The following is a 13418-nucleotide window of genomic DNA, read 5'->3' as shown; positions in this document are numbered from 1 at the left end:
CGGGCCAAGGATTTCAGTTTTCGCCTGAGTCAGATCTATACTTAGGATCGTTTTGTGTGATTTTGAGAGCTTTGATATGACACCAGTGGCAAAAGTGGCCGACGTAATTTATTACAACGGCATTATCTTCACGGCGGATGCTGCAAACCGGGTTTGCAGCGCGCTGGCGATCGGGCAGGGATACGTGCTGGCGGTCGGGGATGACGAGCAAGTGCTGGCGCTTGCAACACCGGCGACCGAGCGTATCGATCTGCACGGTAAAATGATGATGCCGGGCCTGATCGACAGCCATATGCATCCGTTCTGGGGCGGCAAGCAGCTCAAAGGCTGTAGCCTGCACTATGCGGCGCTGACGGTGGAACAGACGTTGCAGCATATTCAGGCACACCTGGACAAATACCCGGCGCACGATGATAACGAATGGCTGACGGTGCGCGCCTGGCAGCGTCAGGCGATGATCCCGGTGGGGGCGGATATGAGCCGCGCCGTGCTGGATACCCTGAATACCCGCCGCCCGGTGGCGCTGTTCTCCAACGATTGTCACACCTTGGCCGCCAACAGCCGCGCGCTGGAAATGCTAGGGATTGATGAAAATACCCCGGTGCCGCCGGATGGTAAGATTGCCCGCGATGCCAACGGCCAATTGACGGGGATTTTGGAAGATGCACCTGCGATGCGCGCCTTCGACAGCATCCCTTCCGGCACCGCAGAGCAGAACGTGCAGATTGCGGCCCACGTGCAGCAGGTGCTGCATTCCCAAGGTGTTACCACCGTGATGGATACCCGCGTGTTTGCTGAACAGCTTGCGGCTTTTGCCGCATTGCGCGATCGCGGTGAACTGACGCTGCGTGTCCTCGGTGCCAAAGAGGTGACGCCAGACAGCGTGCAGGGCCCGGAAGATGCCGCCCGTGCGGTGCAGGACGTGGTCGCGTTCGCCAAGCAGTGGGGCGATAAAGAGTGGACGCCGCAGGCCGGTATTGCGGTTGATCATCTGAAGCTGTTTGTCGACGGCGTTTTGCAGCCGCCGACCATGACCGCCGCGCTGTTGCAGCCGTATCGTGAACATCACGGTGAAGCGCAAAGTGAACGCTATGGCGATCTCTACTTCACTACGCCGGTGTTGAACGCGTTGGTGGTGGAATGCGGCCGCGCTGGCCTGCATCCGCACACCCATACGGTGGGCGATGGGGCGATCGAGCAGGTGCTGGACGCGGTTGAGCTGATGCGTGCCGCCTGCCCAGGTAAGGATATTCGCCCTGGCTTGGCGCACAACGAACTGGTGGCGGCGCATCAGTACGCACGTTTTGCCGAATTGGGCGCTACAGCGGTGCTGTCATTCCAGTGGGCCGGTTTGCCGGGCGTGTTGATTGACGAAGAGCGGGAAATGCTGGGTGAAGAACGTTTCCCTCATTTGGAACCGGCAGCGCGTTTTCTGGATGCCGGGGCGCGCGTGGCGTACGGCAGCGACTGGCCGATCGATCGGTTAGACGAGTGGTATAACCTGCAAGTGGGGATGACCCGCCGCGCCTGGGACAGCGAAGGTAATCCCGCCGGGCCGCGTTTGGACAACGATCGCGACTTAACGCTGATCGAAACGCTGCGCGCAGCGACCATTGATGCGGCCTATATGATCGCCAAAGAGCAATACATCGGTTCGCTGGAAGTGGGCAAGTTTGCTGATGCGATCGTGTTGCAGCAAAACCTGTTTGAGCAGCCTGCCGAGGTTATTTACCAAACCCGTATCGAAAGAACCTTAGTGGGTGGTCAGGTGGTTTACCAAGCATAACGGTAACGTTTTTTAGCTTAAGCGTCGCGGGCGGGAAGGGTAATTTCGGCCATTCCCGCCTGATTAAAAAACGGAAAGCTGATTGTTGCTTCCCCGGCACCTTTTCTTGTGCCAGTATTCGTTTCCTTAATTTTTACACAGCTCATAAGTGCTGATGAACGATGCAGTTTTGTGTCAGGAGATGATACGGTAATGCCGCAAAATATTCGGTTGCAACGAGTTCTTAAAACCCCCGCCTTGGTGGCGTTTGGCCTCGCCTATATGGTGCCGCTGGGCGTATTTACCACCTATGGTCAGGTTACCGTTTTGAGTCAGGGTCATTTGCCTGTCGCTTATCTGGTAACCATCGTCACCATTCTGTTTACCGCTTTGAGCTATTGCCGGATGACCAACGCGATGCCGTTGGCCGGGTCGGCCTACTCCTATGTTCAACGCAGCTTTGGCGGTAAAACCGGTTTCCTGGTTGGCTGGGCGCAGATCCTCGATTATCTGTTCCTGCCGATGCTTAACTATTTGGTTTTAGGTATTTTCTTGCACGAGGCATTTCCGTCGATTCCTGCCTACGTGTTTATTCTGGCTTCCATCGTCAGCGTCAGCCTGTTGAATATTCTTGGGGTGCGCCTGCTCAGCTCTGTGAACTTCACGCTGATCGCCTTGCAGATGGTGTTTATCGTGCTGTTTATTGCGCTGGCGTTCAGCGGAGCCGATCTCAGCCCAGAGGCGCTGATGAAGCCACTGCTGGTGGATGCTGGTAATTTTTCTGGCCTGATTGCCGGTGCGGCGGTGCTGTGCCTGGCGTTTCTGGGCTTTGATGCCATCGCCACCATGGCCGAGGAAGCCGCCGACGCCAAACGCACGCTGCCGCGCGCCATTCTGATCACCGTGATCAGTGCTGGGGCGATTTTTGTCGCCGTCTCTTACGCCGCACACTTGGCGTATCCCGACTGGCAGGCGCTGATCCCTTATCAGGATACTTCCAGCCTGATTATCTCGGAGCACGTGGGTGGGAAGTGGATGTATAACTTCTTTATGGCCACTTATCTCACCGGGGTTTACGCCTCATCAATGACGGCGCAAACCGGCGTATCCCGTATCTTCTACGCCATGGGGCGCGAAGGGGTGCTGCCGCGCAGAGTGTTCTTCCATCTCCATGCCCGTTTCCACACGCCGTGGCGTGCGATCGTGTTTGTCGCCATCATCTCCCTGCTGGCGCTGTGGATGGATCTCAGCATGGTGGTGTCGATGATCAGCTTTGGTGCTTTGGGGGCGTTCACCTTCGTGAACCTCAGCGTCATCAAACACTTTCTGGTGAATGAAAAACGCCGTGGGTTGAGGGCGATGTTCAAATATGGCCTGCTACCGCTGATCGGTTTTGCCATGTGCATCTGGCTGTGGTTTAACCTGGATCCGGAAGCGCTGAAAGTCGGCTTTATCTGGCTGTTTGCCGGTTTTCTTTATCTGCTGTGGTTAACCAAAGGGATGCGTCAGGATCCGCCAGCGGTTGCCCATGATGATATTTCTCACCTGATGGATTAATCCGTTTTTACTCAACGCTGAATGGGCCATTGATAGCACCTTTAAAGGTGCTATTATTAGCGCTAATTGCACTTGGAGGTAAAAATGACATACCAAATATTGACCACAACGGCAGCAAGTATCACTGACTTAAAGCGTAACCCGATGGGAACGGTGGCTGAAGGTGAAGGTCATGCTGTCGCCATTCTCAACCGTAACGAACCTGCGTTCTACTGTGTCCCGCCCGAGCTGTATGCTTATTATCTCGAGCTTGCCGAAGATGCTGAACTGAATGTGATAGCCGATGAGCGCATGAAGGATCTGGATACGGTGAGCGTGACTCTGGATGACCTTTAAACTCGAGTTTGACAAGCGTGCGCTTAAAGAATGGCAACGGCTAGGGCATCCGGTACGTGAACAGTTTAAAAAGAAACTGGCTGAACGCCTTGATAACCCGCATGTTCCTGCGGCAAGGCTCAGTGGTCGCCATAACCGCTATAAAATAAAACTCAGGGCTTCAGGCTACCGCTTGGTCTATGAAGTGCTCGAAGACCGGATCGTTTTGCTGGTGATTACCGTGGGTAAGCGTGCTGGAGATGACGTCTACAACATGGCGAACAAACGATAAACTCCTTATTTCAATCCCCCTGAGAATAAATACATTCCAGCAGCACGCTGAACGCCGCTGCCATTTGTTCTTCCGGCACACAGGCAAACCCCATCAGCAGGCCGCGCCGGGCGCTGGGTTGCATGTAATAACGCGACAGAGCCCGCACTAATACCCCGCGCGTGCTGGCAGCGGCGGCAATGGCAACATCGTCGGCATCATTGGGCAGATTGAGGATCAGGTGCAGCCCGGCATTGCTGTTGAACTCACTCAAGGCCTGTTTACCCAAATGTTGCTCAATCAGCGCGCTAAGAAACGCGCGACGCTTAGCATACAGCAAACGCATACGGCGGATGTGGGCCGTGTAGTGCCCTTCCTGAATAAACTGTGCCAGAGCTGCCTGGATCAACAGGTGGCCCCCGCGATACAGCTCGGCATGGGCGATTTTGAACTCCTTCACCAGCGGTTTTGGCAGCACCATATAACCCAGCCGCAGGGCCGGATACAGCGTCTTGCTGAAGGTGCCGATATAAATCACCGGCGCATCGGCCTCTAACCCTTGCAGCGCGGGGATCGGCTGCCCGGAGAAGCGGAACTCGCTGTCATAATCATCTTCCACAATCCAGCTACCGGCATGGCGTGCTAACGCCAGCAGCCGTTGTCGCCGCGCCAAACTCATCACCGAACCCAGTGGATATTGGTGTGAAGGGGTGACGAAAATCAGCCGTGGCGCACCGCTGGTTTGCTCCGGCGGCACCATTCCTGCTTCATCCACTTCGCACGGGTAAATATTGACGTCGTTTATGCGCAGAATATTGCGGATCCCCCAGTAGCCCGGCTCCTCGATCCAGGCAGCATCCCCTGGATTGCACAACATGCGGGTAACCAGATCGATCGCCTGATGAATACCTTCGGTAATCAGGATCTGTTCCGGCGAGCAGCGCACCGAACGTGCCACGCGCAGATAGTCCACCAGCGCATGTTGCAGTTCCGGGCTGCCGCCCTGATTGCTGTAGGTCAGGCGTTGTGGCGTAGGGCGGCGGCTGATGCGCGCCTGGATCTTGCTGAAAATCTGATGTGGGAAGGCATTGACGTCGGGCACGCCGGGAATAAAAGCCCCCCATTGTTTCGGGCTGGCGCTGGCGTGCTGCAACAAAGTGGCCCCACGTTTTGACAGCTCAACGCGCCGTGGCTCGCCATTTTCGCTAATCGGCTGGCTGGCGGTGGAGAGATAGCTGTCGGGCACCGTTTCTGCGACGAAGGTTCCACTTCCCTGACGTGAAAATACATATCCTTCGGCCAGCAGTTGTTCGTAAACGGTTAACACCGTGTTGCGTGACAAACTGAGCTCCTGAGCCAGATCGCGCGATGCAGGCAAGCGGCTGGAAGGGGGCAGACTGCCATCCAGAATGCTGGTGCGGATCGCATTATATAGCCGCTTATGCAGCTTATCATCAGGCTGGTCGCCGAGGCGCTGCAATAACAGGTCACCACTCAATGAGCGCAATTGGATCCCTCAAGTAAACGTAACTGGCACTGGATTATAGAGCCACATCCTGTGTAAATAAACATCATTGTTTCGTAGTTGTGAACAAAATTGACAACGGGCACTGTCCGGAGAGAACAAGATGAAAAACGCAGAACTGAATCAACGTCGCTTGGCCGCTACCCCGCGTGGGATTGGTGTGATGTGTGGTTATTACGCAGAGCGCGCGGAGAATGCCACTTTGTGGGATGTAGAAGGTAATGAGGTTATCGATTTCGCTGCGGGCATTGCCGTGCTCAATACCGGCCACCGCCACCCGAAAGTGATTGCCGCGATTGAAAAACAGCTCAAAGCCTTCACCCATACCGCTTACCAGATTGTCCCGTATGAAAGCTATATCGCGCTGGCGGAGCGTATCAATAATATTGCGCCGATCGATGGGGCCTGCAAAACCGCCTTCTTTACCACCGGGGCGGAAGCGGTAGAAAACGCGGTGAAAATTGCCCGCGCCTATACCGGCCGCCCAGGGCTGATCACCTTCGGCGGTGGCTTCCATGGCCGTACTTACATGACCATGGCCCTGACCGGCAAAGTGGCCCCGTACAAATTGGGCTTTGGCCCGTTCCCAGGTTCGGTGTTCCACGGCCAGTATCCGAATGCGCTGCATGGCGTCAGCACCGAAGAGGCGATGAACAGCCTGGAGCGCATTTTTAAAGCTGACATCGACCCTAAACAGGTCGCAGCGATTGTGCTGGAGCCGGTACAGGGTGAGGGCGGTTTCAATATCGCACCGCCGGAATTTATGCAGGCGTTGCGCACGCTGTGCGATCAGCACGGCATTCTGCTGATTGCCGATGAAGTGCAGACCGGTTTTGCCCGTACCGGCAAGCTGTTCGCCATGGATCATTACGCCGTGAAGCCCGATCTGATCACGATGGCGAAAAGCCTGGCAGGGGGCATGCCGCTGTCGGCGGTAGCGGGCCGTGCCGAGGTAATGGATGCTCCAGCACCGGGCGGGCTTGGCGGTACATATGCCGGTAACCCGCTGGCGGTTGCGGCGGCGTTGGCGGTGTTGGAAGTGATCGAAGAAGAACAGCTCTGCCAGCGCTCGCAGCGTTTGGGCCAACACCTGGTGGAAGTGTTGCAGCAGGCGCGTAAACATTGCCCAGCCATTGCCGATATTCGTGCCAAGGGTTCGATGGTGGCGGTGGAGTTCAACGATCCGGCCACCGGCAAGCCCTCTCCAGAGTTTACCCGTCAGGTGCAGCAAAAGGCTCAGGAAGAAGGGCTGCTGCTGCTCAGTTGTGGCGTATATGGCAACGTGATCCGTTTCCTGTATCCGCTGACCATTCCTGACGCCCAGTTTAGCCAGGCGCTGACGATCCTTTCCCGCGTGCTGGCCCAATAAGGAGCAAGAACGATGAAATTACAAAATCCAGAACTGCTGCGCAGCCAGTGCTTGATCAACGGTGAATGGTGCGATGCACGCAGCGGCAAGCGTGAAACGGTGATCAACCCGGCCACCGGTGCAGAACTGACCACGGTTCCACTGGTCAGTGCGGAAGAAACTCAGCAGGCGATAGTTGCCGCACAACAGGCACAAATCGGCTGGAAACAGCTGACGGCCAAACAGCGTTCGGCGCTGCTGCTGGCCTGGGCCGATAAAATGATGGCGGCCCAAGAGGATTTGGCGCAGTTGATGACCGCCGAGCAAGGCAAATCATTGGCCGAAGCGCGCGGTGAGGTGGCCTACGCCGCCTCGTTTATCACCTGGTTTGCCGAAGAGGCCAAGCGCGTCGACGGCGCGGTATTGCAGGCTCCACTGGCGTCGCAACGCTTGGTGGTGGTGAAGCAGCCGATCGGCGTCTGTGCGGCGATCACCCCGTGGAACTTCCCGGCGGCGATGATCACCCGCAAGGCTGCCCCGGCGCTGGCGGCGGGTTGCACCATGATCGTTAAACCGGCTGAGCAGACGCCGCTGACCGCACTGGCGCTGGCCAAGCTGGCGCAGGATGCTGGTATTCCGGCGGGCGTGTTGCAGGTCGTCACCGGCGAAGCCGCACAGGTTGGCAAAGTGCTGTGTGATAGCCCGGTGGTGCGCAAGCTGAGCTTCACCGGCTCGACCGAAGTGGGCCGCATTCTGATGGCGCAATGCGCACCGACGATTAAAAAGCTTTCATTGGAACTGGGCGGTAACGCGCCGGTGATCGTCTTCGATGATGCCAATCTGGATGCCGCAGTGGCGGGCATTATGGCGTCAAAATTCCGCAACAGCGGCCAGACCTGCGTATGCGCCAACCGGATCTACGTGCAGGACGGTATCTACGATCGTCTGGTGGATAAGCTGGTGGCCGCCGTCGAACAACTGAAAGTGGGGGATGGCACGCAGGAAGGCACCACTCAAGGGCCGCTGATCGACCAGGGCGCGGTGGAAAAAGTGCAGAGCCACATTGATGATGCGCTGATCAAAGGGGCACAAATTGCCACCGGCGGGCAGCCACACGCGCTGGGCCGCACCTTCTTCCAGCCGACGGTGGTGACCGGTGTGACGCAGCAAATGCTGTTTGCCAAAGAAGAAACCTTCGGCCCGGTGGCGCCACTGTTCCGCTTTCATGATGAAGCAGAAGCTATCGCCATGGCCAACGATACCGAATTCGGTTTGGCAGCCTATCTGTTCACCCAGAATGCCGCACGCCAGTGGCGGGTACCGGAGGCTTTGGAATATGGCATGGTGGGCATCAACACCGGGTTGATTTCCAACGAAGTGGCGCCGTTTGGCGGCGTGAAACAGTCAGGGCTCGGACGTGAAGGATCGCGTTACGGCATTGAAGAATATCTGGAGCTGAAATACCTGTGTATCGATGTGAGCTGTTAACCCCCTGGACTTCAACATTTCCCGGTGGCCAGCGCCACCGGGATTTAAAGGATGAACTATGCCTTCCGAAAACATCGCTATTGCCCCGGCGACTGCCGCCGGGGAGCGGGCACCTGCACCCGCCAAATCACTGAGTTTCCTCGAAGGAGTCGCCATGATCGTCGGTACCAACATCGGTGCTGGCGTACTTTCCATCGCATATGCCTCCAGCAAGGCGGGCTATTTACCCCTGTTGTTCTGGCTGGTGCTGGTCGGTTGCCTGACCACTATTACCATGCTTTACGTGGCTGAATCGACTCTGCGCACCCAAGCGCATCTGCAACTGAGCGGTTTAGCCCGGCGCTATGTTGGCGGCTTTGGCTCCTGGCTGATGTTTGCTTCGGTCTGTGTCAACAGCGTTGGCGCACTCACCGCCTATATGACCGGCAGCGGCAAACTGCTGCAATCCCTGTTTGGTATTTCTCCCGCCCTCGGTAGCCTGCTGTTCTTTATCCCAGCCGCGCTGGTGCTGTATCTGGGCCTGAAAGCCATCGGCCGTGGTGAGAAATTTATCAGCATCGGCATGGTGGTGATGATTGCCACCTTGGTGATCGCGACGCTGCTGAAAGAAACCACTCAGATGCGCAATCTGCTGGACGGTGACTGGCGCTTTATGGTGCCGGTGTTCAGCGTGGTGGTGTTCTGTTTTTCCGCGCAGTACATCGTGCCTGAGATGGCGCGTGGTTTCTCGGATAAGCCAGCGCAACTGCCGAAAGCGATTATCGTCGGTATGGTGATCACCTTCGTGTTACTGGCGGTGGTGCCGATGTCGGTGATTGCTCTCAGCGGGCTGAATAATATTTCCGATGTTGCCACCATTTCCTGGGGCCAGGCACTGGGGCAATGGGCCTTCTTCTCGGCCAACATCTTTGCGCTGTGCGCGATGCTGACCTCTTACTGGGGATTGGGCGGCAGCTTCCTGACCAATATCTTCGATAAGTTCCGCTTGGGGGATGATGAACAACCTTTCCGCCGGTTCAGCGTACTGTTGCTGGTGGTGTTACCGCCGTTTGCCTTGGCTTACAGTGGCCTGGTTTCCTTCGTCAATGCGCTGTATTTCGCCGGGGTATTCAGCGGCGTGATCCTGTCGATCATGCCGATGCTGATCCTGCGGGGAGCACGTAAATCTGGCGATCAGGTACCGCTCTGGCAGTGCAACTGGATCACCCATCCCATCCTGCAAGTGAGCATTGTGCTGCTGTACATGGGCGGCGCGGTGTATGCCATTGCCTCGCTATTTGGTTACCTGCCTGCCGGGTGGTGAGGCTTTCCCAAAAGTGATGTTGTGTTTCTCAGCGATGAAAACGGCGGTGCCGTGGCCGCAGTGCTGGTCAGTTAAGCGAAAAACTGTATCAGCATGCGGCCAATGTTAAGGGCAGTACTCCCTGCGGATTGACTCTTGTCCACATTTTAAGAGAGGGATCACTGCTGAACGCTGAATAGGTGGTTTAAAATGGACGCGAGTCGTTCGATTTGACCATGTTGAGCTATCGGGTCGTTTTCAACGTATATCATTGCCATTTATGAGTTGCACCATTGGCTTTTTAATTATGGAAGACCCAAGTGTTAAATTAATTATTATAAATTTAACACTAAAAAGGAGTTAAGAAATGAGTAACCCATACAAAGAATGCCCAACGTATGAAACATCACATTTTATAATACGCCTTATTTCAGAGAATGATGCGGAAGGTTTATTGAAATGTTATTCGGATGTAAACTCCAGACCGCTATTCAATTCAGATATGTGCATGGGGGATTTCAATTTTAATACGATAGACGAAATGAAAAGCGCAATAATAGGCTGGCTGGGTTGTTATGCGCGTGAGGAGTTTATCAGGTATTCAATTGTGAATAAGGAAACCAGTCTTGCCGTCGGCACATTAGAAATGTTTGGCGATGATAAAGTGAATACCGGGGTTTTGAGGTTGGATATATTATCAGAATATGAAAGAGAAAAATATCTAACGGAAATTTTATCTTTATGTTCTGAAAATTTCTTTGATGATTTCAGTGTTGAAAAAATAGTGACTAAAGCTATTCCTATAGCTAAAGAAAGGATAAATTATCTGGTGGCGCTTGGGTTTGAAAAATATAAATTGCCAGACAGAGAGAACTATTATGCATTGTCTAAATAGACCACTATTTTAAACAGGAGTGCACCAATCTGACCCAGTGAGTTGCAAACGCTCTGGGCCAGTTCAGAGATGTACCGATACTATGTTCCAGCCTTAACTGATGAACATTCGGCATTAACCCCGTACTTTTTCCGGCAGCGCCAGCCAGGCCTGCACCGAAGGGCGTTGCCACTGCTGTTGTGCATAACGACGCAGGTTCTCCGGCACGTCGTCACCATGCATCACCAGCCGGTTGAGCATCAGGGCCAAATCGGCATCGGCGATGCACCACTCGCCAAATAGATGATCCTGGCCGTGACTCAACAGCTTTTCCGCAGCGGCGATCAGCTTCTGCGCTGCCTGCTGGGCGGCGGTGCTCAGCGGGGCGAATTTACCTTGGCTGAAAATGACCTCTGTCGGGCGTTCTGCGCGCAGCGGCAGCAGATCGCTGCGCAGCCAGGCCTGAATCTCACGCGCCTTGGCGCGCTGTTTGACATCGCGTGGGTAGACCGGATGGGCAGGGTGGATCTCTTCCAGATATTCATCAATGGCGGAGGATTCGGAAAGATGAAAATTATCTATCACCAGCGTGGGTACGCGGTGGGTCAGCGACAGCGCGCCGTAGGCTTGGCCTTGGTTTTCCCCCTGCGATAAATCCACGGGTTTGATAGTAAACGGCATCCCCTTTTCGGTCAGAGTGATAAATACCGACATGGCGTAAGGACTGAAAAAGTGTGCATCTGTGTAAAGTACGGCGGCCGAGGGATTCATAGGTGATCCTGATGATTAAAGAGGAACGGAAATCATTGGTGAAAAAGAAAACCAAATCAAGACACTGTGCCGATGATAAAAAGTAATACGGCATTAGGCTGATTAATGGATCGACTACGAATCACTGACGAGCACAATGCCCAGTCGATCGATCAAACCGACAATCTGCTGGCTATCCAGTTGCGCCCCTTCCAGATCGACCTGGCGGAGATCCAGTTCACCCAACTCGGAGCCGGTAAGATTACAGTGATTGAACGTGGCTGCCCGCCAGTCGAAATGGTTGAATTCACCGCCGGAAAGGTCTGAGCCGATAAAGCTGGCACCGAGCACGTTGGCACCGTTCCAGCGGTTTTCCCACAGTTCACATTTTTCCAGCACCACCTTGGAGAAGTTGGCATAGCTCAGGTTGCTTTTGATGATGAAAGCGCTGCAAAAATAGCTGCGCTGCGAAATCATATTCATAAAGTTGGCACCGCGAAAATCGGCCCCTTGCACTTTGCACTCGCGGATCTCCAAACCTAATGCGCTGGTATTCCGGAAATCCGCCAAAGACAGATCGCAGCTTTTGAAGCTGGCATCTTTCAGCACTGCACGGTTGAAGGAACAGCCGAGCTGGGTGGCTTCATCATAGAACAGGCAGCCGATAAACTGGGTATCGGTCAGGTCGGCACCCGAAAAATCACAATTGAGGAACTTGCCGTTGGTGATGGTTTCACCACGAAATCGATCGCGTTCGATCCGTGTGGATTGCAGAACTATGGGTTGCATCGTATCACCTGTTTTTTTATACAGTTTTTAAGATGGTACCTGAGATAAAAGGGAATAGAAATCCCTATAAATCAGATTGTTTTTTATATTAAATAGTAATATCGATTTGAATGATTTTATTTTAGTTAGTGAAGTAGGGCTATTATTACAAAATCAACTATCAAGATACTTCACTACTAATTTTTACAGTGTTTTCTTTCTATATTATTACCTGATTTCACCGGTTGTTAAATTAAGTGATCGCAGTCTGATTCTGGTGAAAAAAATAGCAGGGCAGAGTTTTTTTATATAAATTGGGTGGGTGAAAAACTATAACCATTTGACGTGGGGTATTTTATGGCACTTTTAGACGAACTATACAGTCTTTCGGCCAAGATTAAACAGCAGGCTGTGGTTATTCAGACGGAAGAGGCGACAAAAAGTGCTTTTGTTATGCCTTTCATCAATAGAGTGCTTGGTTATGATGTTTTTGATCCAACCGAAGTGACACCTGAATTTATTTGTGATGTCGGTACCAAGAAAGGTGAGAGAATAGATTACGCTATTTTAAAAAATAGTGAGATACAAATACTGGTTGAGTGTAAGAAAATCGGCGAACCGCTGAATGTCAATCATGCGTCACAGTTATTTAGATACTTCCATGTTACTAACGCGAGAATATCTATTTTAACCAATGGGCAGATCTATAAGTTTTTCACCGATCTTGATGCTCCAAACAAGATGGATGAAAAGCCGTTTTTAGAATTAGACTTGCTGGATATTGATGAGAATGTGGTTCCTGAAATCGTTAAGTTAACTAAATCAGCGTTTGATGTAGAATCAATAGTTAATGCCGCTGGAGAGTTAAAGTATGTCAGCCAAATAAAGAAAATATTCTCCACGCAGTTTACCAATCCAGAAGAGGACTTTGTTAAGTTTTTTGCCTCCAGAGTTTATGATGGCATGCTGACACAAAAAGTACGTGAACTGTTCGCAACCTTAACGAAGAAGGCTGCCAGTCAATGGTTAAATGATCAAGTCAATGAACGTCTAAAGTCTGCGATTAGCGGTGCTTCTCATCCTCAATCCACGGTAGTCAATGAGCCGAAAGAAGACAGTGCTGATTTGATAGGAACACCAATCACAGAGCCTGAGAGTATTGTTACTACTGAAGATGAGATTGAGGGATTTCATATTATTAAATCTATCATTCGAACCGTAGTTGAACCCAGTAGAATTTCTCATCGAGATACTAAAAGCTATTTCGGAATATTGCTTGATGATAATAATAGGAAACCTATTTGCAGATTGCACTTTAATCGGAGCCAAATGTATATTGGCCTGTTTGATGCTGACAAGAAAGAAACTCGGTACCCTATAGATGCACTGGATGATATTTATTCTCATTCTGAGCATATTATATCTACCGCAGAAAGTTACAATTGATAGGGATTTGGCCAGGTTTTTCTGGCCAA

At 52.9% G+C, this 13418-nt stretch carries 12 protein-coding genes; 9 read left to right on the top strand and 3 right to left on the bottom strand.

The annotated features are described in order from the left end of the window. The first annotated feature begins 76 nt into the window (after positions 1-76). From ACX1CU_RS20880 to ACX1CU_RS20865, 4 genes are all read left to right on the top strand, one after another. Entirely contained in the window at positions 77-1786 is a 1710-nt protein-coding gene (locus ACX1CU_RS20880; RefSeq protein ID WP_459400133.1) for an amidohydrolase, read from the top strand. A gap of 192 nt (positions 1787-1978) precedes the next feature. Continuing rightward, positions 1979-3322 (top strand): APC family permease, encoded by a 1344-nt coding sequence (locus ACX1CU_RS20875; RefSeq protein ID WP_459400132.1) that lies wholly within the window; start codon positions 1979-1981, stop codon positions 3320-3322. 84 nt (positions 3323-3406) lie between these two features. After that, on the top strand, positions 3407-3658 hold the full coding sequence (locus tag ACX1CU_RS20870; protein ID WP_459400131.1) for a type II toxin-antitoxin system Phd/YefM family antitoxin: 252 nt from the start codon (positions 3407-3409) through the stop codon (positions 3656-3658). Beyond that, the gene (locus ACX1CU_RS20865) at positions 3648-3929 is read left to right on the top strand and encodes a type II toxin-antitoxin system RelE family toxin (protein ID WP_459400130.1); all 282 of its coding nucleotides are present in this window, start codon (positions 3648-3650) and stop codon (positions 3927-3929) included. The genes ACX1CU_RS20870 and ACX1CU_RS20865 overlap by 11 nt, the downstream gene beginning before the upstream one ends. A 10-nt stretch (positions 3930-3939) precedes the next feature. Here ACX1CU_RS20865 and pdxR read toward each other — a convergent pair whose 3' ends face one another. After that, the gene (gene pdxR / locus ACX1CU_RS20860; RefSeq protein WP_459400129.1) at positions 3940-5415 is read right to left on the bottom strand and encodes a MocR-like pyridoxine biosynthesis transcription factor PdxR; all 1476 of its coding nucleotides are present in this window, start codon (positions 5413-5415) and stop codon (positions 3940-3942) included. A gap of 121 nt (positions 5416-5536) precedes the next feature. On the opposite strand from pdxR, the gene ACX1CU_RS20855 reads away from it, so the two are divergent. The 4 genes from ACX1CU_RS20855 (at position 5537) to ACX1CU_RS20840 (ending at position 10446) form a co-directional block, all read left to right on the top strand. After that, the gene (locus ACX1CU_RS20855) at positions 5537-6802 is read left to right on the top strand and encodes a 4-aminobutyrate--2-oxoglutarate transaminase (RefSeq protein ID WP_459400128.1); all 1266 of its coding nucleotides are present in this window, start codon (positions 5537-5539) and stop codon (positions 6800-6802) included. A 12-nt stretch (positions 6803-6814) separates the two neighbouring features. Next, positions 6815-8269 carry an NAD-dependent succinate-semialdehyde dehydrogenase gene (locus ACX1CU_RS20850; protein ID WP_459400127.1) on the top strand — a complete coding sequence of 485 codons (1455 nt, stop codon included), beginning with the start codon at positions 6815-6817 and terminating at the stop codon, positions 8267-8269. Between the two features lie 58 nt (positions 8270-8327). Next, on the top strand, positions 8328-9572 hold the full coding sequence (locus ACX1CU_RS20845) for an aromatic amino acid transport family protein (RefSeq protein WP_459400126.1): 1245 nt from the start codon (positions 8328-8330) through the stop codon (positions 9570-9572). Between the two features lie 346 nt (positions 9573-9918). Beyond that, entirely contained in the window at positions 9919-10446 is a 528-nt protein-coding gene (locus tag ACX1CU_RS20840) for a GNAT family N-acetyltransferase (RefSeq protein ID WP_459400125.1), read from the top strand. Positions 10447-10560: 114 nt separating this feature from the next. On the opposite strand, the gene yfcF is transcribed toward ACX1CU_RS20840, so the two are convergent. Then, positions 10561-11196: a glutathione transferase gene (yfcF, locus tag ACX1CU_RS20835; protein ID WP_459400124.1), complete on the bottom strand. Its 636-nt coding sequence runs from the start codon at positions 11194-11196 to the stop codon at positions 10561-10563. A 114-nt stretch (positions 11197-11310) separates the two neighbouring features. Next, positions 11311-11964 carry a Qnr family pentapeptide repeat protein gene (locus ACX1CU_RS20830; RefSeq protein WP_459400123.1) on the bottom strand — a complete coding sequence of 218 codons (654 nt, stop codon included), beginning with the start codon at positions 11962-11964 and terminating at the stop codon, positions 11311-11313. 336 nt (positions 11965-12300) lie between these two features. Here ACX1CU_RS20830 and ACX1CU_RS20825 point away from each other — a divergent pair, with 336 nt between their 5' ends. Further along, positions 12301-13389 carry a type I restriction endonuclease gene (locus tag ACX1CU_RS20825; RefSeq protein WP_459400122.1) on the top strand — a complete coding sequence of 363 codons (1089 nt, stop codon included), beginning with the start codon at positions 12301-12303 and terminating at the stop codon, positions 13387-13389. The last annotated feature ends 29 nt before the right edge of the window (positions 13390-13418 follow it).

The sequence above is a fragment of the Serratia sp. D1N4 genome (assembly GCF_054552755.1).
This window is presented reverse-complemented; position numbering and strand designations above follow the sequence as displayed.

Bases quoted from the DNA above. Each gene is read 5' to 3' on its own strand.
- ACX1CU_RS20850 (WP_459400127.1), top strand. From the start codon at position 6,815: ATGAAATTACAAAATCCAGAACTGCTGCGCAGCCAGTGCTTGATCAAC.
- ACX1CU_RS20870 (WP_459400131.1), top strand. From the start codon at position 3,407: ATGACATACCAAATATTGACCACAACGGCAGCAAGTATCACTGACTTA.
- ACX1CU_RS20855 (WP_459400128.1), top strand. From the start codon at position 5,537: ATGAAAAACGCAGAACTGAATCAACGTCGCTTGGCCGCTACCCCGCGT.
- yfcF (WP_459400124.1), bottom strand. From the start codon at position 11,196: ATGAATCCCTCGGCCGCCGTACTTTACACAGATGCACACTTTTTCAGT.
- ACX1CU_RS20875 (WP_459400132.1), top strand. From the start codon at position 1,979: ATGCCGCAAAATATTCGGTTGCAACGAGTTCTTAAAACCCCCGCCTTG.
- ACX1CU_RS20830 (WP_459400123.1), bottom strand. From the start codon at position 11,964: ATGCAACCCATAGTTCTGCAATCCACACGGATCGAACGCGATCGATTT.
- ACX1CU_RS20845 (WP_459400126.1), top strand. From the start codon at position 8,328: ATGCCTTCCGAAAACATCGCTATTGCCCCGGCGACTGCCGCCGGGGAG.
- ACX1CU_RS20825 (WP_459400122.1), top strand. From the start codon at position 12,301: ATGGCACTTTTAGACGAACTATACAGTCTTTCGGCCAAGATTAAACAG.
- ACX1CU_RS20880 (WP_459400133.1), top strand. From the start codon at position 77: ATGACACCAGTGGCAAAAGTGGCCGACGTAATTTATTACAACGGCATT.
- ACX1CU_RS20840 (WP_459400125.1), top strand. From the start codon at position 9,919: ATGAGTAACCCATACAAAGAATGCCCAACGTATGAAACATCACATTTT.
- ACX1CU_RS20865 (WP_459400130.1), top strand. From the start codon at position 3,648: ATGACCTTTAAACTCGAGTTTGACAAGCGTGCGCTTAAAGAATGGCAA.